The following is a 19,255-nucleotide window of genomic DNA, read 5'->3' on the forward strand; positions in this document are numbered from 1 at the left end:
AATAACACATTCTATATTTGTTGGGAAGTTAATTTATGTAAGGTGGAACTGACTTTGTAGAAAGGTTCACGCTTATGCATATGCCCGCTTCCGTTTTTGTTCATAGGGTAGGAGGAATGAATAGATGAAAGTGTTGTTCGCCTTTTTGCTGATGTTTACTAATTGGTACTACATACCGAAGGACTCACCTGCTGTTCCGGTTAAAGTGGAAAGCATTGATCTAAAACTTAAAAGCGATGAGCTTGCTATTACTTTTTTTTCTTTATCCGATGGAGAAGCATCCTTGATCCACCATGGCAATGATCAAAATATCCTGATCAACACTGGCGGCCCCGGGACTGAACCTGAATTAAAAAAGCTTCTGCAGCTTTATAGGACAAATCAGATATCGACAATTCTTCTGACAGATGAGGAACTATACAATGAGTCAAGCCTCGCCTGGCTAATAAAAGAATATGATGTAAAGCAGGTCATAGCAGGGGAACCCATTGCTTCTCAATTAAAAGACGGAAAAGCTGATTTAGGCGATATTAATATTCATGCCTGGAGCCATGATACTGAACAGCAGCTTCTTCCCGGACTTCATACTGAAGTTCTTTATGAAGGGAATGAAACTGGGGACGGAATGGATGTTTCCTTTACTTTCGCAAGACATCGGATTCTATTCATGAATTCAACTAGTGACAAAGCAAAAGAAGTATTTATGAAGAAGGATTTATCCAATGTCAATATCGTAAAACTTCCTGACTTTGGAAAGGAAGGATCCATTTCAGAACAAATGGTTAAACATATGGATCCGCAGATTGCCATCTTATTCCATAAGTCATCAATAAAACCGGCTTCTGATTTATTCGGACTGTTAAATGATGCATGGGTTGATGTATATTATACAAGGAAGCATGGAACTGTCACGATCAAATTTACAGATATTAACTATGAAGTCATTACGATTTTCCAGGAAGGGGAATATAAATAGTACAGTTAGCTTTATAGGGAACCTCCAGGAAATTCTCTTCCTGGAGATTCTTTGTAAGGCATTTATTCTGTAATGAAAAAGGCTGCGCTCAGGGCGCAGCATTATGTGGTGGACTAGAAGAAAATTTGTATTTGTTTGATACAAGGAAACATATTCTGCTGGTATACTGTTATAGAGTGTATTTCTTTGTAAGTATATTTTAACCTAAAGGGTAAGGTATATAAGTTACAAATATTGTAGAGGCTGAGGAGGAATTCCAGAATGGAAAGTAAAATTGAGGTTTTATCTACAGTTAAAATCCAGCAAAGCCCGGATCTGTATAAAATTGTTGATGCACTAAACCGAACCTTGAAGGAAAAAGACCTGATGTTCGGCTTGGCGCTTGATCAGGATGACCAAAATAAAGCGATTTTTACCATTTATCGTACATAAAAGAGTGATTAAAAAATGAAAAAAGCTTTAATAGCCATACTAGTTCTGCTTGTTATTTGCATTGGTGCAGGCACTTGGATTTACTTCAACAGCATGAAGCCCGTAAATGCGGCCGAATCAAAAGCCGTGGAGCTTGCAAAAAAGGAAACAGATCTTACTGAGATTGAAGATTTCCATTTATACCATGGCACTGAAACCTACTATGTAATCGAAGGCAAGGATGCAGAAGGAACTAACATATTTGTGTGGGTTCCCGAGAAAAACGGAAAAATAGTTACGCGAAGACAATCTGATGGAATATCCAGCAAGGAAGCCATTAACAGGCTTAAACAGGAAAAGAATCCTGCTGAAATTATGTCCGTGCGCCTCGGTATGGAGAAAAATATTCCCTTATGGGAAATTCATTATCGTTCCAAAGGTGATTTAATAAATTATTACTATATAGATTTTAAAACAGGAGAATGGCTGAAAAAAATCGAAAACCTGTAAGCCGAACCTAATTAAAGTCTTGATCGGCGGCAGGAAAAAACGGGAGGAATCACAATGGAGATTCAACTGGCACAGCGAGTTATAGCATTAACACCATCAACAACCTTAGCAATTACTGCGAAAGCAAAGGAATTAAAATCCCAGGGACATGATGTCATTGGATTGGGAGCCGGGGAACCAGATTTTAATACCCCTCAGCATATCATTGATGCTGCAGTCCAATCCATGAATGAAGGACATACAAAATATACCCCTTCTGCAGGGCTTCCAGCTTTAAAGAAAGAAATTGCAGCCAAGTTTAAAAAGGACCAGGGCCTTGATTATGACCCTTCGGAAATTATCGTTACAAGCGGGGCAAAACATGGCTTATATACCCTTTTCCAGGTATTGCTTAACGAAGGGGATGAAGTAATCATCCCGATTCCATACTGGGTTAGTTACCCTGAGCAAGTTAAACTTGCTGGCGGAGTGCCGGTTTATGCAGTGGGAAAAGAGGAAAATGAATATAAGATTACGCCGGAACAGTTGTCTGAAAGCATCACTGATAGAACAAAAGCAGTGATTATCAATTCGCCAAGCAATCCGACAGGAATGCTTTATTCTGCAGATGAATTAAAGGCATTGGGAGACGTTTGCCTAAATCATAATGTTTTAATAATATCAGATGAAATATATGAGAAATTGGTATATGGCGGCCATAAGCATACTTCCATTGCAGAGCTTTCACCAGAACTTAAAGAGCAAACCATTATTATTAATGGAGTATCCAAGTCGCATTCCATGACAGGTTGGAGAATTGGCTACGCTGCAGGAAATAAGGAAATCATTAAAGCGATGACCAATCTTGCCAGCCATAGCACATCCAACCCGACAACAACAGCACAATACGGATCCATTGCGGCATATGCTGGCCCCCAGGATATGCTTGCAGAAATGCGGGAAGCTTTTGAGCATCGCTTAAACATCATTTATGATAAATTAATTAAAATTCCAGGCTTTACTTGTGTTAAACCTCAAGGAGCATTTTATTTATTTCCAAATGTACAAAAGGCTGCCGAACAGACAGGCTTTGAAAATGTTGATGACTTTGCAAAAGCTCTTTTGGAAGAAGCGATGGTTGCTGTAATTCCGGGCTCTGGCTTTGGGTCTCCTGAAAATATCCGATTATCCTATGCAACGTCTCTTGATTTGCTTGAAAAAGCAGTTGAACGTATGCATAGCTTTGTTGAAAAGAATATGAAGTAATTGTTTGCTGGAGTGCCGGATGATATCCGGCCTTCTTCAGTGTTATCTAAAGAAAAATATCGTTATTCAGGCCGTAAATTTCTCTATTATTGCTTGTCAGAGGGCTGGAAGGTATAATATATAGCGATACATAAGAAGTGATTGCCTAGATTTTTTGGAGGGAACATAAATTGACTAAAACAACAATTTCTCAAGTACATAAATATGTTGACCAGGAAGTTACCATTGGAGCATGGATTGCCAATAAGCGCTCAAGCGGAAAGATTGCTTTTTTGCAGCTTCGTGATGGAACAGGATTTATTCAGGGGGTAGTCGTGAAGGCTGAAGTCCCTGATGAAGTATTCCAAGGAGCAAAGTCAGTAACACAGGAATCTTCCGTATATGTTACTGGCAAGGTTCAAACAGATGAACGTTCGCCTTTCGGCTACGAGCTCCTTGTAACCGGGCTTAAAGTCATTCATCAGGCTGTGGATTACCCTATTACTCCAAAAGAACATGGAACTGAGTTCTTAATGGATAACCGCCATTTATGGCTGCGCTCCCGCCGCCAGCATGCGGTAATGAAAATTAGAAATGAAATTATCCGTGCAACTTATGAATTCTTCAATGAGCAGGGATTCTCCAAGGTAGACCCGCCAATTTTAACAGGGAGTGCACCGGAAGGAACTTCAGAGCTTTTTGCGACTAAATATTTTGATGAAGATGCCTATTTATCACAGAGTGGACAGCTTTATATGGAAGCTGCTGCTATGGCGCTTGGAAAAGTATTTTCGTTTGGGCCGACTTTCCGTGCTGAAAAATCCAAAACGCGCCGCCATTTGATTGAATTCTGGATGATTGAGCCTGAAATGGCTTTCTATGAATTCGAAGATAACCTTAAAGTTCAGGAAGAATATGTATCCAATATTGTGCAATCCGTTATGAAAAATTGTGCAATTGAACTTAAGACGCTTGGCCGCGATACAGACAAGCTTGAAAAGATAACAGCTCCATTCCCGCGCATCACATATGACGAAGCTATTAAATTCCTTAAGGAAAAAGGCTTTGATGATATCCAATGGGGTGATGATTTCGGTGCTCCGCATGAGACAGCTATTGCTGAAAGCTATGAAAAGCCAGTCTTTATCACGCATTATCCAACATCCCTGAAGCCTTTCTATATGCAGCCTGATCCTTCACGGGAAGATGTTGTATTATGTGCAGACTTGATTGCTCCTGAAGGCTATGGAGAAATAATTGGGGGTTCTGAGCGTATCCATGACTATGATCTTCTTAAGAAGCGCCTGGAGGAGCATAATTTGGAAATGGATGCATACAAATGGTATCTTGAACTGCGCAAGTACGGTTCCGTACCGCATTCCGGATTCGGCCTTGGCCTTGAAAGAACAGTTGCATGGATCAGCGGAGTGGAGCATGTACGTGAAACAATCCCGTTCCCTCGTTTGCTAAACCGTTTATATCCATAATGTAACTGCCCGTTAGCCCGGAAAAAATGAATATTGGGTAAAGTGAAAAATCCGCCTCCCGCGGATTTTTTGCTTCTTTCGATATCGAAAGAACATTCTGAAGTTTGATTGCCGGTCAGCATGACTATTAAGTCTTGCCAGTCAGTCAAGATAAAATTTCATGGAAAACTTACCGGTAATTCTCCACGCTTTAGCCCTTATGTTCATGATATACTTAAAAGGAGGTGTCCCAAATGTCAAAAAACAGTTTATTGAAATGGCTTCAGGAAGGGAATATTTCCATCCCTGGAGTACTGTTAACCCAATACAAAGAAATGAATCTAAATGAACATGAACTCGTTTTATTACTTCATGTAATTTCCTTTATTGAACATGGGAATGAGTTTCCCACCCCAGTTGAATTATCTTCCCGCATGACTATATCTGTTTCAGAATGTACGGAGATGCTAAGAAAATTAATTCAAAAAGGTTACATTGAGATTAAGGACAGCTATTCAGCTGATGGCATCCGTTTTGAAAAATACCATCTTGATCCGCTTTGGGAGAAGCTTATCGACCAATTTCTTCTTAGCGGCAAAAAGGAAGAAGCGGTTAAGCTGCAGCAAGACGAAACAGACTTGTATACATGCTTTGAAAGGGAGTTTGGCAGGCCGCTTTCACCGTTTGAATGCGAGACACTTGCACTATGGATGGACGATGACCACCATGATCCCCACATAATCAAAGCGGCACTAAGAGAATCTGTCCTGTCCGGAAAGCTAAACTTCAGATATATAGACAGAATTTTATTTGAATGGAAAAAGAACGGCATCAAGACAATTGAACAAGCAAAAAGCTATGGAAAAAAATTCAGGCAGAACCAATCTCAGCAAAGAAATAAAAAAGAAGATATGCCTTCCCAGACAGCGAAGTCAGTTCCTTTTTACAATTGGCTTGAACAGTAAATTTAAACTGATGGAAAAAATAGACAAACGGTAAGTGGTGATTTCTTTGTTAAATAAAACACAAATTCGATATTGCCTAGATACGATGGGAGAAATGTTCCCGGAAGCACACTGTGAATTAAATCATTCCAATCCATTTGAACTTGTAATAGCAGTCGCCTTGTCTGCCCAATGTACGGATGCACTGGTAAATAAAGTGACAAGAAATCTGTTTCAAAAATACAAAGCTCCTCAGGACTATCTTGAGGTCCCCATAGAAGAGCTGCAGGAGGATATCCGTTCAATTGGCCTATATCGGAATAAAGCAAAAAATATTCAAAAACTTTGCCGGATGCTCCTTGATGAATATAATGGAGTAGTGCCCCAGGACAGGGATGAGCTGACAAAGCTTCCGGGTGTTGGCCGTAAAACGGCAAATGTAGTTGTATCTGTTGCCTACGGTGTCCCAGCTATTGCAGTTGATACTCACGTAGAACGTGTCAGCAAAAGGCTTGGTTTCTGCCGCTGGAAGGACTCCGTGCTAGAAGTGGAGAAAACATTAATGAAAAAGGTGCCAATGGATGAATGGTCCGTGACCCATCATCGCATGATCTTCTTTGGAAGGTACCATTGCAAGGCACAAAATCCGCAATGCGAAATCTGCCCTCTTCTCGACCTATGCAGGGAAGGAAAAAAGCGCATGAAGGGTAAGCAAGAAAAATGAATAGTCAGATAATCATCTCCCTTTCAGCTAAGCTTTGCCATCCTATATTCAATAAGCCGCAAGATTTGATTACAGCAGATGAATCAATGCTTAAAACGCAGCACATTCACCCGCTATTTTTGTATGAAGCTGCATACTACGCTGGGGTGGAAGCTTTAAAGCCTTGGGAAAAAAAAGAGAAGTGCATCCGTGTGCTCCTGGAGGAATGGAAAGAACATAAAAGGCTTCTTGATGAGCACTTCGCAAATCGAAACCAAAAAGGTGCCGAAGATCCAATGAAAACAGCAATTGGGTTATTTCTGCAGCTATTATTTTGGACAAACGGCAAGCCTGTTGATTTTCAGGCGGAGTTTGGGGATTTAAAGATAAAGCCGGTTAACCTTAAGGAAAGACTCGATTTTATATTAAAGCGTCCAGCTTTATACCACGCCTATATCCAGCTGTCCGAACTGATGGCTGAAATGGAAAAGCACTATATAAAGCATATTACATTGGAAAATATAAAGAAGAAAGGGCCTGGAAAATAGGCGCTTTTTTTATTTAGATGTGTTTATGAAAAACAGATCCTCCGGAAATTCGAGAAAGCCGCGCGCAAACGAGTTCAACGCGCGCCCAAACCAAGAGTTCAACGCGCGCACAAATTAAGAAACCCCGCGCGAAACCCCCGGATCCGCGCACAAATCAGAAAAAGCCGCGCAGGAAAGGGTGAAACCCGCGCGGAAACAAGTACAACGTGCGCCCAAATCAAGGAATCCTCAGGTAACCCCTGAGTCCATACAAAAACCCCGAATCACACTCAACATCAAAAAAGCTGACTCATATTCGAGTCAGCTTTTTTGATTTACTTTAATTGTTAGAACTTGATCCAGACCCTGAGCCAGTTCCAGAACCAGAGTTACTGTTGGTTCCAGTTCCAGAGCCTCCAGTATTGCCGCCTGTGCCGTCTCCAGTGCCTGTTCCGGTACCGGTGCCGGTGCCGGTGCCGCCATCTCCAGTTCCAGTACCGTCGCCGCCACCTTCACCTTCACCGGTGCCGTCACCTTCTCCGTCACCTTGGTCTTCTTCATTTCCGCCATCTTCTTCAGAACCGCCGTCATCCTGGTTACCGCCAGGATCGCCGTCTTGGCCATCCTGGCCATCTTCACCGGTATCGTCCTGTTCTTCTCCTTCAGCATCATCTTCCTCAATGATGCTTGGGTCAGGGATTTCAACCTTGACAGATGCAGGATCACTTTGCTGGTCTCCTCGAATGGCTGTTACTTTAAAGGTGTATACAGCTCCCGGCTGCGGGTTGGCCACCTTTAAGCCTTTTTCAGAAGTGACGCTCAGCTGCTGGTCACCACCTTCATTCACCGATACGGTTATTTCAAATTGAGTACCTTCTGCATCTTCTGGATATTCCCAAGTCAGTGTTATTTCATTTGTTGCCTGGTCATAGCTTGCTCCGAGATTGGAAGGGGAGTCCAGTTTATCAAATTTCTCGGATACTTCTGTTGGAGCATTTCCTTTTACAGCATATTCATAAATAATCTGGTCCTTTGGTGTGAATGGGCTTGCCAGTTTAGCAGGGTTGCTGCCTTTCTCTATCGCTACCTTTTCCACAGTCTTAGGAACTTTGAAGTCTGCTGTTTCTTTGCCCTGGGACACATGTGCCATTAAATTGCTAAACAGCTTTTGGGCAATTTTTTGGTCAGCTCCAGCATTTATATAATTCTTTCTATCTTGATATCCCGTCCAAATAGCCGCTGTATAGTTAGTCGTATAACCAGCAAACCAGGCATCTGGCACGGCGCCGTCTGGAACTCCAAATTCTTGTTCTTGTTCTTTTGAATAATTCGTAGTCCCGGTTTTCCCCGCAACAGGGAGGCCGGGAACGTCAGCCAATCTGCCTGTTCCATAGGAAGACTTCACAGCACTCTTCAGCATGTCACTAATCATGAATGCTGTGTAATCCTTCATGACAACTTCAGATTCAGGTTTTAAATCAAGCTTTGTTCCATCACGCATTTCAATTTGTTTAACTGCATGTGGCTCCGTGTAAAAACCATTGTTGCCAAAAGCGCTATAAGCTCCGGCAACCTGCATGGAAGAAACCTCATAAGCACCGATTGAATAGGATTCATACATTTCATCCATTGGAATCCCTAGTTTCTTGGTGAATTCAAGGGCTTTATCAGATCCTACTTCCTGTAAAGTTTTCAGGGCTGGGATATTCCGTGAACGTGCGAGCGCTTCACGCATGGACATTGGGCCCATATGTCTTCCATCCCAGTTATTGATTTCTGTTCCGCCTGTATACGTATGAGGTTCATCCACAATTGTATGGTAGGTACCCCATTTTAAATTCTCGATTGCAGGGCCGTAATCGACAATTGGCTTAAATGTTGAACCCGCATGTCTCTTTTGGTCCACGGCGAAGTTGAACCCGCGTTTGACTTTCTGGTTTCGTCCTCCGCCGATCGCCCTGATTTCACCTGTTTTAGTATCTAGAAGGGTGATGCCGGCCTGGAACTCATCATCTGGATATTCAACAGCCTCATTTGTATTTAAAATTGTTTCAACATGCTTCTGGGCATTAGGATCCAGGGTTGTATAAATTTTTAACCCATCAGAATAGGGATCGAGATCCGGGTACTTCTTTTCTACTTCATCTAACACAACATCAATAAAAGCATCATACTTTGATTCATCAGTTTCCCTTTTATCTTCTGCAACGAGAGTGGATTCAACAGGCACTTTTTGAGCTGCTTCCATTTCTTCCTTGGAAATGAAACCATGCTGATTCATAAGTGAAAGCACAATGTTTCTCCGTTTTTCTGCTTTCTCAGGATAATCGAATGGATTGTAGTTGTTGGGACTTTGCGGCATGCCTGCTAATAGGGCAGCTTCATGCAGCTCCAGCTCATCTAATTCTTTATCAAAAAAGATCTTTGATGCTGTTAGGACACCATGGCCTTCTGACATGTATATTTTGTTGACATACATTTCGAAAATTTCCTGTTTTGTATACTTTCGCTCAAGCTGGAAGGAAAGCCATGCTTCCTGTGCTTTCCTGCTAAGCGTTTTATCATTATTTAAGAATGAGTTCTTGACTACCTGCTGGGTAATGGTACTGGCTCCTTCTGAACCAAATCCACGGGTTACGTTAGCAATAACTGCCCCGCCTAATCGGATTAAGTCCATCCCATTGTGTTTATAAAAACGGACATCCTCAGTTGCCAAAAAGGCATTCTCAACAAGTTTGGGTATATCTTCATAGGCAACATAATCCCGGTTTTCAGAGCCTACATCTACAATGAAATTGTTTTCCATATCATAAATTTGCGAGGAAATCGGATCCTTCAACAGCTTTTCATCAAGCTTGGGAGCATCCTTAACCATGAAAGCAAATGCGCCAGCACCTAAAAGCATTCCAGCGATTCCGAGAGCAATTAAAATGAGAAAAATGCGTTTAAAAGTACCTGAAGCTTTTTTCTTGCCCTTATTTTTAGGCTTGGATTGCTGTTTGCGGCGCTCCTCTCTTGATTGATATTTTTCTGCCATATATATGTTCATCCTTTCTGACAATCAAACTGAAAAATTATTAGTTAAGGTTATAAAGATAATCTATTATCTTAATATAGTCAATTCTGGGCTGAAATCCAAGCGGAATGTGATGCCCGTGGCTTTCAATTTCTGCCTTGGTAATGGACTTTCTTCCTCCATCCTTCATTCTCTTCCAGTAGGAGAGCAAGTAATGCGCCTCTAAGAAATATACTTCTTCAGTTGCTGAAAAGCGAAGAATTACAAAGCAGATTCCTTTTTGGGCTAATACCTTCTCCACATGCTTAACTTGGTGTTCATGAAAGTTTTTAAGCGGAAAAGAGGTGGTGTTTTGAGTTTCCTTCGCTTCAAAATCAATATATTTCCCTTTATAAACACCATTATAATCTGTTGTTGATGCTTGTTTAAAATACGCCTCTTTGATTACAGCTGCGCTTCTCTTTGGATAATCCACTTGTACAATTTGGACAGGCGTAGGCTTTTTATGGATTGAAGCTATGCCGTGTTCTAAATAAAACTCATTTGTTTCATTAATATCTTCCTCCAGAGTCATCCCGCGATTGCTGTAGGACCATTTTTTCTCTGCTTTTATTGTTTTTGTACTTTTTGCAGCAGGAACATATCTCCTGCCATTCGGATAATGAAAATTCATGCAGTCACCCCGTTTTAAACTACTCCCTATCATAACAAAAGTCAGCAATCTTTGGTTGAATAAAAAGTTCTAATTAACAAACGCTAAGTGAAACTTCCGTTATTTTCCGCCTATGGTTAGTTAGGCCCGTTAAACGCAGTCACTAAGATGGTCCTATACGATGCGGCGTTTTTTAGTTTGTGTTCAACAAATCGGGCATTATGGGCAGTTGCCCTCATTAACTTAATTTCAGCTCGATAAAGTTTTAAGCTGTTAATCTGCGTTAATATCTATTCATTTCCTGAGGTGAAATGCATGTCTTTCCCTGGAAAGTATACCCTTTCCCGTTTTGCAGAAAACGAGCAATTTTTAATAGAGCACATTAACAAAATGACTGCAAAAAATAATATTGATAATATCTCCAGGACTGATGCCTATTTAAATTTTTATAAGGAGCACCCGGAAATATGCTGGGCTTTTCTTGCCTCCATGGTGTCACGTAATGCGGGATGGAATATGTGCGATCTTGAAGGCAGCTGCTTTCCAAAACTTATTGGGAAGCAGGTGAGGGATATGCTTTACCTCACTTATGAAAGAGCGAATTGGATGATCTTTCAGGACGCTTATCCTCAATTGCTCCTCTATCATTATTCGACGAAAATGAATCGGCCAATGTTTCATTTATTAAAAACTTTTCATGTTTCTTCATTTATGGAACGGGAATGGCTGCATTTCTGGGGAGAAGGAAATAAAAAGAGGTTAATAATTTCACTTATTATCAACGAACAGAATGTTATCCAAAAGCCCGTGATGGAGCACCCTGTTTATAAAAATAAAGTTTTTCATTCAGTGCTTTTTTTCTTTCAGGATTATTTTCATTTTAGCTCGGTTATCTTCCCTACATGTAAAGGTGAATTATACGGAGCCAGTGTAAACGGCTTTAGGTCGGTATCTAAAAGGATAGATCTCGGGAAAAGACTAGCTGAAATTTTGTTTGATCCTGGTTATTATACGGCTATTTATGAATTCGCATCCACCACAATCCATACAGGCTCAAGGCACGATTATGAAAAATATTTTAAGAGGAGGGCACCAAGAAATACTCCTTTCCTACGTTGTACATACCCAATAATTACCCATCACATTCATCAATTTAATGATTGGTCTGCTAAAAAGCGAATTAGGAAAGAATGGCAAAAAGAAACAGTAAGTCAAAGACATCCAGTCCATATAACAGAGTGGTATTTGCACAAACAAAAGCAGCTGAAAGCAGCAGCATGGTTGGGGAATCTGTTTAATTCCAAATAAAAAAGCAAGGAATTTTCCTTGCTTTTCGGATTTAGATTCTTATGTTGATGGACGGTCAGGGCCTTCAAGTTTTTTATTTCCATAGCCAGTCTTAGTTTCTTCCATCTTCTTAGGTTGAACCTTATTTTGTTTTTCTTTTTTTGCCATTAGTAAACACCTCCGATATTTAGTTTGTTCAATGGCTTTTTTTTCATTCCTTGGCGGATGTCGAAACAAAGAATTTTTCATGCAAATTAGTACTTTCTTTGGCGAATCTCTTCTAGTTTTGTCAGCCATGAAGGAAACCTCATTCCCAGAGAGAAATATGTAGGCACACAGCAAAAAAATCATCATTGCTTCCAGAATAAATTAGGTGATGAAGAAAGCATGGAGAAAAGAATGGGGAGGTTTTAACATGCAAGGGAAAATCGTTGAAAAAAGAGAATTGCTTGCTATGCTGACAGAAATATATGACCAGCTTGAGGAGCTTGAAAGCGTTCTGGAATCAAATTTATCAGGCCTTCGCCAAAACTGGTATGAAGATCAGACAGATAAAATCACAGTCTGTGGAAATAAACTCGAAACGATTGAAAATGAACTAACAGCCTTCTCCGAAACAAAGTCTGAGACAAACAATGCCACAGGGTCCAAAAGCATGCAGCTTGAACTTGGCTTTTAAGTGAAATAAAATAGCAATAACATTCAGTAGCTAATTTATAATAGCTACTTTTATTTTTGGAGCTGATGATCAATGGGAAATGAACTAGAACTGCTGCAATTAACAGAACAGTTAGTAATATATGTACAAACCTCCGATGACAAGTATAAAAGTGTAAAGGAGTCAGGGGAAAAGGCTGACTTCTATAACGAAGTGAAGCCTTTTGCAGATGAAGTTAAAGCCATAAATGATAGCTGGAAGAAAGAAGCCGTGGAGTGGGTTAATAGGCATAAACCGAAAAATCTTTATCCGCAGCAAATTGACTCGGCTTCAGAGCATATCGAAATGGTTTCCATTCAGGCGTTTTACCCAGAAACAAGCAAAACAAGATTCATAAATTATGTTAACTCAGCAATGTATGTGTTAAAGCAATTGATAGGTTTACTGACAGAAGAAAAGAGGGGAACCTGATCGGTTCTCCTCTTCGACTTTAAACATTAATGGAATCATGGAGGGAGCTATCTTTATAGCTTTCCGGAACGGCTGCTCCTTGAGCTTCGAGCTCACGAACAAGATTGCGATAATCTGTACTGGAAATTTCATTATGGATATAGGCCTTTTTGGCAAAATCCAATAACTCATTAACATTTTCAGGAGTATACTCCCGTAATTGCTGAAACTTCTTTTTTAGTTCGTGAACATTCATTTGATAATGCCTCCTCTTAAATATTGATTCGTGAAGAACAGATTCCTCGCAGTACCGTGGACATGAATAAGGGGACAAGAAATAGTTTGTTTTTTTATATCCTAACATGAAAATTAATTTTTCATCGTTTTTAAAAAAATCAAACTTCCGACACGTTTCTGCATGGTTAGACAAAAGCGGAAAACGCTTCCAAAATTATTAATTCACCTATCGGCAGGCACTCATAAAAATGTTGATGAGATGGAAGAGCATTAAAGATTCCGGCTTTTCACACTTTGGGCATGTATTACATATATTGTATTGATGAAGAGGAGTTAGGCGATATACCTATACCATAACTAATGAGTACCTTACATTTATTATTGTAATAAGGAGGGTGTTTGCCCATGTTTGGCCGAAAAATAAATAGAGCCAGCCATTTCCAGCCATACGGGCATTGGAAGCAGTTTCCTTCCAGTGATCCATTCTATTTGGGGATGAATGGCCAACACTATATGAGGCAACAGCCAATGCATGATTATCAGGGTTCATCGGGGCAGTGGAATCCTTATTATGCACCATATGGAATGACCTACCAGCAGCCTTACCCTGGACAATACCCAATGCAGGATGCACAGTCAAATTTTGGCCCTAACCCATATCCGATGCAGGATGTACAGCCAAGTTATAGCCCTAATCCATATCCTGCACAGGGCTATGAGTCCAATTTTCACCCTGCTCAAGCCTCGAAAAATCCTAGTATCTTCCAAAATCCATTAGAATCTGAAGGTTACTATGGAATTAATTCTAAGCAGCAGCCCGTACCTCCTTACCCCTATATGAACCCGTATCCTAAACAATCATTCATACCAAAGCAGCCTTCTGGAGTCCAGACAATCATGAATTCATTTAAAGCACAGGATGGCTCACTGGATCTCAATAAGATGGTGGATACAGCTGGCCAAATGATGAATGCTGTAACACAGGTCTCGTCGATGGTAAAAGGGCTGGGTGGCATATTTAAAGTTTAGTTTTAGAGAGGCCGTTCAGGCCTTTTTTTGTTGTAATAAAAAATCAGACTTGAAAAAAGATTGAATATATTTGAAAATAGAATAGCTGGTCTATTTATTGCAATGACTATGTTCTTGCGCATTGTTTACTTCGGCACAATGTTAACTGGACCGGAAAACAGTAGACAATACTTACAGAGATATTGCATTACATACAATGTATCAAAATATGCAGTAAAATATATCTATCATTTACAGATGAATAATTGACAAAATTTAGATAAAAATGAAAAAATAGAAAAATGACTAGAAGTCATTAAAGGGGGGGGGATTATGGTTCGAGCTGTACAGCAAATATTTATTATATTTGTTTTAATATTACTTCTTGCAGCTTTGCCGAAAATCGTTTCAGTAGATCCGATGGAAGGAGGCCTTGAATGGAATTTTGGCAGCCTGCATGAGATTTATGGGGATTTTATCATGGAAATAAGCCATGGGAGCCTTGGATCATATCAGCTGGGCAGGCAAACCCGGCCGATAGCAGAGGATATCGGAGATAATTTTTTAACCAGTTTACAAATTGTTCTAACTGGTGTGATTTCAGCAGTATTCATTAGCCTGTTATTTGGTGTATTTATAAGCAGGTTCCGGCCAACGAAGATCTTTGGCATGATGTTTAATATCCTTGCAGCAATCCCTGATTTCATTATCATCGTCATGTCCATGATTCTTGCGGTAAAAGTATATAAAGTGACGGGGATAAGAGTGATTTCACTAAGGCCGGATGGGGGTGCACTTAACACATGGTTCCCAACTATGCTTGTGGCTATTGCCCCTACGTTATATTTGTTTAAGCTCGTATCGGTAAAGTACTATCAAACAAGCGGTGAAGATTATATTAAAACGGCTGTTGCGAAGGGTATGGGCTTGAGTTACATAAATTTTCAGCATGTCTATAAAAATATAGAGCCTTTCATTAAAGCTGAGCTTGTTAAAGTAATTTCTCTGGCTATCGGCAATTTATTTATTATTGAATACATAATGAATGTCTCTGGTATTACAAAGTTTGTTTTCCAAAGCCATGAAGTTCAGCCAATTGCAATTGGATTATTTGCCATGCTTTTAATATCTCTTATTGTCTATGTTTCAATTAGGCTTTTATTCTATCTGTTTAAACGGGGTTTTATTTATGAATAGGCTGCTAAAGGTAAATTACTTATTATATATTGGGACCTTCCTGGTCACGGTATTGCTTTTTTTCTGTATTTTTGGCCCAATGATCGCTCCGCACTCATTGACATCGACACTTGAAACGCAATATACAAATGGAAAAGTGCTGGCACCGCCGATGGAGCCTTTTGAAACAGACTCCTACCCTCTAGGCACTGACAAATGGGGCTATGATCTAATGTCCATGATACTGAATGGGCTTCGATATACGGTCTTTATAGCTGCAGCCGTCACCGCCATTAAAATGTTATTTGGGACAATTATCGGTTTGTATATTGGAACCTGGAAAAAAACTCCGGGATGGATGATTGCTTTCGAAAATGCATGGAGCTATGTCCCTCTTTTTTTAATTCTATATTTTTTTCTATCGCCGATTAGCTTTAACAGCTCCTTAGAAACCAGTACACTTATTGGTTATTTTATAATTATAGCATCGGTAATCAGTATTCCTAGTATTGTTTCGTCAGTAAGACTTAAAACAGCCGAACTATATCAATCCGTTTATATTGATGCTGGAAGGGTACTCGGGGCAGGCAAACACCGACTCATATGGAAGCACATCTTTCCGCAATTAAAGGAATCTTTTTTAGTCATGTTCATTCTGGAGATTGTCTATGTGATTGCCCTTATGGGACAGCTTGCTCTCATGAATATTTTTATAGGCGGTACGATCATGAGATATGATCCGGTCATCTATCTATCTGTCACAAAAGAACTGGCGGGACTCGTCGGCCAGGCAAGAGGGAATATTTATGGAAGCACCCATATTCTGCTTGTGCCGTTAATCGTCCTTTTATTTACGACTGCATCCTTTAGCCTGCTTGCCAATGGATTGAAGAATCGTTTTCATTCCAACTACCAGCGTACACCGTGGATTAAGACTGGGCATGAGCCCCAAGTGATTCCAGCGAGAAAGCAGTATGGTGCAAAGGGAAGTTTTTGGACGCTTTCCACTCCCAAAATCGCTCTAGGCGCGCTGGTAATTGCATTTGCTGGCGCCGGTATTTATGTGACAGCTACAAAGGACGCGGATATAGGTGTCAAAAGCGGCAGCCAGGCTGAATACACCCTTAATTTGGAAATGGATGCAAACGGGATCTTTTCAGCTGAAGCGGATATCCAATTAAAAAATAAATCGGACGAGGAGTGGGAAGAACTTGTATTTTACTTTATACCCAATGTCTTTAAAGAGGGGCATCAATTCGAATCCGTTAAAGGAACCTCTGAATCAGAAATCAATGAAGTGACCCTGAATGGGCAGAAAGCGGAGTATACATTAGAGGACGATACTTTAACAATCCCTGTCAGTAAAGGTATGGCAGATAGGGCTAAACACAAAGTAAACATAAAGTATGGCTTTACAGTGCCTGAAAAAGGAAGCCGTTTTTCAAAGGTGAGCCCTAACCACTATCTTGCTCAATGGTATCCCATGGCAGCGGTTTACCAAAATGGCAAGTGGAATAAAGAGCCTTATAAAGAGGGGCTGGAAACCTTCCATACAGGCTTCTCCGATTTCAAAATTTCATATAAACTGCCTAATGGATATTCATTTGTTTCAACTGCTGAAAAGGATCCTGAAGCGGAAAAGAATGAAGGAGCCGTTAAAGCAGAGAGAGTCAGGGACTTTTTCATTGCTGTCATGAAGGATATGGATATGTATGAAACGGAAGCTGAGGATGGTGTGAAAATTCGGTTGTTTACGAGAAATAATCATGACAAAGATCCGGCTGCTTCCCTCGAACTCGCCCGTAAAGCACTGTCTTTTTATCAGGAGAACATAGGGGGGTATCCCCATAACCAGCTTGATATTGTTCTAGATGAGGGCCAATTTATGGAGTATCCCGGAATCGTAACCATCAACCCTTACATAGGGGATAAACGATTTTATGATATATCCATCGTCCATGAAATTGCCCATCAATATTTTTATGGAGTGGTAGCTAATGATCCCTACCACCAAGCATGGGTTGATGAAGGTATGACAGAGTTTGCCACATCCATGTATTATTACGCTGGTGAAAATCAGCCCGAACCGCAGGCGTTTGGAATCTCCCGTTATCGAATGGAGGCAATTGAGGAAGAAGGTCTTGGCAGGCAGTATTCCAATGTCCCGCTTGATGAGGTAAAACATACTGGCTTTATATATGGCCAGCCAACCCTGGAAATCTATAAGATGATCCAGGAAAAGTACAGGCAAAAGGGCGAAACACCTAAGGAAGTGGGTATGCAGTATCTATCCGATTATTATCAAAAGTTCCGTTATAAAGAGGTAGATACACAGGAATTTATCCGGTTTACCAAAGACTATTTCAGCGTTCCCACTGGCTATTTTAATAACTGGCTGGATACTTCAAATAAAGCAAGCAGTTAAACTTTTATATCCGGTCAGTTTGAATGTCCTTAAAATTGAATTTCTTAACACAAAAACAAGCAGTCTATCACTCTGCTTGTTTTTGTTTACCCAGACAATTTAATAGAGCTCAATTGAAGAGGCTTCTCAGCTGCATTATGGCAGTGGTCCGGGTCAGCTTTCATCAATAAGTATTCTTTTTCCCTGCTGTTTTGGCACTGTAATCTGCAGCAGTCCATTTTGGTAAACCGCTTTTACTTTATTTTCATTTACCGGCTGTGGAAGGGGAATTGTACGGCTGGAGCGCTGCAGGCTTTGCTGTCTTCTGAAGATTTTTCTGTTCTCATCCTCTTCCGTTACCATTTCAGCAGATTTAACAGATATCGTAATATAATTGTCCAGTATATCGATTTGGATTTGCTCTTTGTTTATTCCTGCGAGCTCTGCAGTAATGATATGTTCTTTCTCTGTTTCTGCAACATCCACATGGAAGGAAGAAGCAAAAGGGAAGGGGTTCTTAAAAAAATCATCCATTGTCTGCAGAAACCCTTTCACCGGCTTTTCATGGAATAGCTGATTCATGGACTTCATTAAATCACCAAACGGCTCGTTTCTGTCTCTTTCTCTCTTCTTTGGATCTTCCATAACATGCATCCCCTCTCATACAGGATTATTCATCATATCTTATGCTGCCCATTGGGTGAATGTTCCTGATGGAGAAGGCTATTGAAGAATAAAAAAAACCGCTTAGATGCGGCTTTTAAAAAATTTCTTCAAGTAGTTGATCAGGCTTAATGATTAAATGCCCATCCTTATCTGTTTCAATTAAATTATTTTTTTTCATCTTTGTTAGTGTTCGGCTGACAGTTTCTCTTGTGGTGCCGATCATATTGGCAAGGTCCTTATTTGTAAAATCGCCCTTTAGGATGAAGGAGCCTTCTTCGAGCTCCTGTCCATGCATTTTGGCAAGCCGTACCAGCAGCTTAATTATTTGCTCATAAGTATTATTTAAAATCTGTGCCTCTAATCTTTCTTGCAGATCAACAATTTTTTCACCAAGCACCTTAAATACTTTGATGCATAATTCAGGATTTTCGATGAGAACTTTCTCAAACTGAGCAATTGGGACCACAACAAGCTGGGCGTTTTCAAGTACTTCGGAAAAAGCAGGATATCCGCCCTTCCGGAAAAAGCCTACATGCGGGAACATCTCGCCTTTGGTCAAAATCGCTACAATTTGCTCTTTTCCGTTAATATCACTTTTATATATCTTAACTCTGCCGTTATTAATAAAATAAACATTTTCCAAAGGATCATCCTGGAGGAAAACATGGCTTCCTTTTTTCCATTCCCTTGATATTGAAATCTCAACAACTTTATCAAGTTCTTCATCGTTAAGTTCCCGAAAAAGGGAGAATTGAGAAAGAACTTTCTTAATTTCTGCTGCTTTCATAATCCACCTCATACTTCCCGTTCTAATAATCTTATTGTAACAAAAAACAGGAAGAAGTTTTATATCCATTTAAATTCTAGAAACATACCAGTTTATTTAAGTATACGGCCCATCATGGTCCCGCCTCGAATAGTCAGTATATAAAATGCATGC

At 40.2% G+C, this 19,255-nt stretch carries 20 protein-coding genes; 14 read left to right on the forward strand and 6 right to left on the reverse strand.

The annotated features are described in order from the left end of the window. Positions 1-124 precede the first annotated feature (124 nt). From IQ19_RS07670 to IQ19_RS07705, 8 genes are all read left to right on the forward strand, one after another. Entirely contained in the window at positions 125-976 is an 852-nt protein-coding gene (locus IQ19_RS07670) for a ComEC/Rec2 family competence protein (RefSeq protein ID WP_144541615.1), read from the forward strand. 261 nt (positions 977-1,237) lie between these two features. Further along, positions 1,238-1,408 carry a YpmA family protein gene (locus IQ19_RS07675; protein ID WP_144541617.1) on the forward strand — a complete coding sequence of 57 codons (171 nt, stop codon included), beginning with the start codon at positions 1,238-1,240 and terminating at the stop codon, positions 1,406-1,408. Between the two features lie 15 nt (positions 1,409-1,423). Continuing rightward, complete coding sequence (locus IQ19_RS07680; RefSeq protein ID WP_144541619.1) at positions 1,424-1,897, forward strand: cell wall elongation regulator TseB-like domain-containing protein; 474 nt, start codon at positions 1,424-1,426, stop codon at positions 1,895-1,897. Between the two features lie 60 nt (positions 1,898-1,957). Next, a complete protein-coding gene (locus IQ19_RS07685; RefSeq protein ID WP_144541979.1) occupies positions 1,958-3,142 on the forward strand; it encodes a pyridoxal phosphate-dependent aminotransferase in 1,185 nt (394 codons plus the stop codon). Between the two features lie 170 nt (positions 3,143-3,312). Then, positions 3,313-4,608, forward strand: a complete 1,296-nt coding sequence (gene asnS / locus IQ19_RS07690; protein ID WP_144541621.1) for an asparagine--tRNA ligase — start codon at positions 3,313-3,315, stop codon at positions 4,606-4,608. A gap of 233 nt (positions 4,609-4,841) precedes the next feature. Continuing rightward, positions 4,842-5,552, forward strand: coding sequence for a DnaD domain-containing protein (locus IQ19_RS07695; RefSeq protein WP_144541623.1), 711 nt, complete (start codon positions 4,842-4,844; stop codon positions 5,550-5,552). 46 nt (positions 5,553-5,598) lie between these two features. Further along, positions 5,599-6,255 carry an endonuclease III gene (gene nth / locus IQ19_RS07700; RefSeq protein WP_144541625.1) on the forward strand — a complete coding sequence of 219 codons (657 nt, stop codon included), beginning with the start codon at positions 5,599-5,601 and terminating at the stop codon, positions 6,253-6,255. Beyond that, a complete protein-coding gene (locus tag IQ19_RS07705; RefSeq protein ID WP_144541627.1) occupies positions 6,252-6,782 on the forward strand; it encodes a YpoC family protein in 531 nt (176 codons plus the stop codon). Before nth ends, IQ19_RS07705 begins: the two co-directional genes overlap by 4 nt. Before the next feature lie 319 nt (positions 6,783-7,101). Here the strand turns inward: IQ19_RS07705 and IQ19_RS07710 are convergent, their stop codons facing one another. Together IQ19_RS07710 and recU are read right to left on the reverse strand one after the other, a co-directional pair. Continuing rightward, positions 7,102-9,798 (reverse strand): penicillin-binding protein 1A, encoded by a 2,697-nt coding sequence (locus IQ19_RS07710; RefSeq protein WP_144541629.1) that lies wholly within the window; start codon positions 9,796-9,798, stop codon positions 7,102-7,104. Positions 9,799-9,838: 40 nt separating this feature from the next. Then, complete coding sequence (recU, locus tag IQ19_RS07715) at positions 9,839-10,450, reverse strand: Holliday junction resolvase RecU (protein WP_144541631.1); 612 nt, start codon at positions 10,448-10,450, stop codon at positions 9,839-9,841. 294 nt (positions 10,451-10,744) lie between these two features. Here recU and IQ19_RS07720 point away from each other — a divergent pair, with 294 nt between their 5' ends. Further along, entirely contained in the window at positions 10,745-11,737 is a 993-nt protein-coding gene (locus IQ19_RS07720) for a DUF2515 domain-containing protein (protein WP_144541633.1), read from the forward strand. Positions 11,738-11,776: 39 nt separating this feature from the next. Here the strand turns inward: IQ19_RS07720 and IQ19_RS07725 are convergent, their stop codons facing one another. Continuing rightward, positions 11,777-12,013 (reverse strand): hypothetical protein, encoded by a 237-nt coding sequence (locus IQ19_RS07725; protein ID WP_144541635.1) that lies wholly within the window; start codon positions 12,011-12,013, stop codon positions 11,777-11,779. Between the two features lie 118 nt (positions 12,014-12,131). Here IQ19_RS07725 and IQ19_RS07730 point away from each other — a divergent pair, with 118 nt between their 5' ends. Next, entirely contained in the window at positions 12,132-12,395 is a 264-nt protein-coding gene (locus IQ19_RS07730; protein WP_144541637.1) for a hypothetical protein, read from the forward strand. Positions 12,396-12,467: 72 nt separating this feature from the next. Next, positions 12,468-12,845 (forward strand): YppE family protein, encoded by a 378-nt coding sequence (locus tag IQ19_RS07735; RefSeq protein WP_144541639.1) that lies wholly within the window; start codon positions 12,468-12,470, stop codon positions 12,843-12,845. A gap of 19 nt (positions 12,846-12,864) precedes the next feature. Here IQ19_RS07735 and IQ19_RS07740 read toward each other — a convergent pair whose 3' ends face one another. After that, entirely contained in the window at positions 12,865-13,080 is a 216-nt protein-coding gene (locus tag IQ19_RS07740; protein WP_110064189.1) for a YppF family protein, read from the reverse strand. A 386-nt stretch (positions 13,081-13,466) separates the two neighbouring features. On the opposite strand from IQ19_RS07740, the gene IQ19_RS07745 reads away from it, so the two are divergent. The 3 genes from IQ19_RS07745 to IQ19_RS07755 all read left to right on the forward strand — a co-directional run bounded on the left by IQ19_RS07745 (position 13,467) and on the right by IQ19_RS07755 (position 17,670). After that, positions 13,467-14,090 (forward strand): YppG family protein, encoded by a 624-nt coding sequence (locus IQ19_RS07745; protein ID WP_144541641.1) that lies wholly within the window; start codon positions 13,467-13,469, stop codon positions 14,088-14,090. A 312-nt stretch (positions 14,091-14,402) separates the two neighbouring features. Beyond that, complete coding sequence (locus tag IQ19_RS07750) at positions 14,403-15,266, forward strand: ABC transporter permease subunit (RefSeq protein WP_144541643.1); 864 nt, start codon at positions 14,403-14,405, stop codon at positions 15,264-15,266. Further along, positions 15,259-17,670 carry an ABC transporter permease subunit gene (locus IQ19_RS07755; protein ID WP_144541644.1) on the forward strand — a complete coding sequence of 804 codons (2,412 nt, stop codon included), beginning with the start codon at positions 15,259-15,261 and terminating at the stop codon, positions 17,668-17,670. Before IQ19_RS07750 ends, IQ19_RS07755 begins: the two co-directional genes overlap by 8 nt. 153 nt (positions 17,671-17,823) lie before the next feature. Here IQ19_RS07755 and IQ19_RS07760 read toward each other — a convergent pair whose 3' ends face one another. Together IQ19_RS07760 and IQ19_RS07765 are read right to left on the reverse strand one after the other, a co-directional pair. Next, positions 17,824-18,294, reverse strand: coding sequence for an Hsp20 family protein (locus IQ19_RS07760; RefSeq protein WP_144541646.1), 471 nt, complete (start codon positions 18,292-18,294; stop codon positions 17,824-17,826). A gap of 115 nt (positions 18,295-18,409) precedes the next feature. After that, positions 18,410-19,102: a Crp/Fnr family transcriptional regulator gene (locus IQ19_RS07765; protein WP_144541648.1), complete on the reverse strand. Its 693-nt coding sequence runs from the start codon at positions 19,100-19,102 to the stop codon at positions 18,410-18,412. Positions 19,103-19,255 lie beyond the last annotated feature (153 nt).

It is taken from the genome of Cytobacillus oceanisediminis (genome assembly GCF_007830235.1).
Lineage (GTDB): Bacteria > Bacillota > Bacilli > Bacillales > Cytobacillaceae > Cytobacillus > Cytobacillus oceanisediminis.

Excerpts from the sequence above, each read along its gene's own strand:
- IQ19_RS07670 (WP_144541615.1), top strand. The coding sequence starts at position 125 with ATGAAAGTGTTGTTCGCCTTTTTGCTGATGTTTACTAATTGGTACTAC.
- IQ19_RS07675 (WP_144541617.1), top strand. The coding sequence starts at position 1,238 with ATGGAAAGTAAAATTGAGGTTTTATCTACAGTTAAAATCCAGCAAAGC.
- IQ19_RS07680 (WP_144541619.1), top strand. The coding sequence starts at position 1,424 with ATGAAAAAAGCTTTAATAGCCATACTAGTTCTGCTTGTTATTTGCATT.
- IQ19_RS07695 (WP_144541623.1), top strand. The coding sequence starts at position 4,842 with ATGTCAAAAAACAGTTTATTGAAATGGCTTCAGGAAGGGAATATTTCC.
- IQ19_RS07705 (WP_144541627.1), top strand. The coding sequence starts at position 6,252 with ATGAATAGTCAGATAATCATCTCCCTTTCAGCTAAGCTTTGCCATCCT.
- IQ19_RS07710 (WP_144541629.1), bottom strand. The coding sequence starts at position 9,798 with ATGGCAGAAAAATATCAATCAAGAGAGGAGCGCCGCAAACAGCAATCC.
- recU (WP_144541631.1), bottom strand. The coding sequence starts at position 10,450 with ATGAATTTTCATTATCCGAATGGCAGGAGATATGTTCCTGCTGCAAAA.
- IQ19_RS07720 (WP_144541633.1), top strand. The coding sequence starts at position 10,745 with ATGTCTTTCCCTGGAAAGTATACCCTTTCCCGTTTTGCAGAAAACGAG.
- IQ19_RS07725 (WP_144541635.1), bottom strand. The coding sequence starts at position 12,013 with ATGGCTGACAAAACTAGAAGAGATTCGCCAAAGAAAGTACTAATTTGC.
- IQ19_RS07730 (WP_144541637.1), top strand. The coding sequence starts at position 12,132 with ATGCAAGGGAAAATCGTTGAAAAAAGAGAATTGCTTGCTATGCTGACA.
- IQ19_RS07735 (WP_144541639.1), top strand. The coding sequence starts at position 12,468 with ATGGGAAATGAACTAGAACTGCTGCAATTAACAGAACAGTTAGTAATA.
- IQ19_RS07740 (WP_110064189.1), bottom strand. The coding sequence starts at position 13,080 with ATGAATGTTCACGAACTAAAAAAGAAGTTTCAGCAATTACGGGAGTAT.
- IQ19_RS07745 (WP_144541641.1), top strand. The coding sequence starts at position 13,467 with ATGTTTGGCCGAAAAATAAATAGAGCCAGCCATTTCCAGCCATACGGG.
- IQ19_RS07750 (WP_144541643.1), top strand. The coding sequence starts at position 14,403 with ATGGTTCGAGCTGTACAGCAAATATTTATTATATTTGTTTTAATATTA.
- IQ19_RS07755 (WP_144541644.1), top strand. The coding sequence starts at position 15,259 with ATGAATAGGCTGCTAAAGGTAAATTACTTATTATATATTGGGACCTTC.
- IQ19_RS07760 (WP_144541646.1), bottom strand. The coding sequence starts at position 18,294 with ATGGAAGATCCAAAGAAGAGAGAAAGAGACAGAAACGAGCCGTTTGGT.
- IQ19_RS07765 (WP_144541648.1), bottom strand. The coding sequence starts at position 19,102 with ATGAAAGCAGCAGAAATTAAGAAAGTTCTTTCTCAATTCTCCCTTTTT.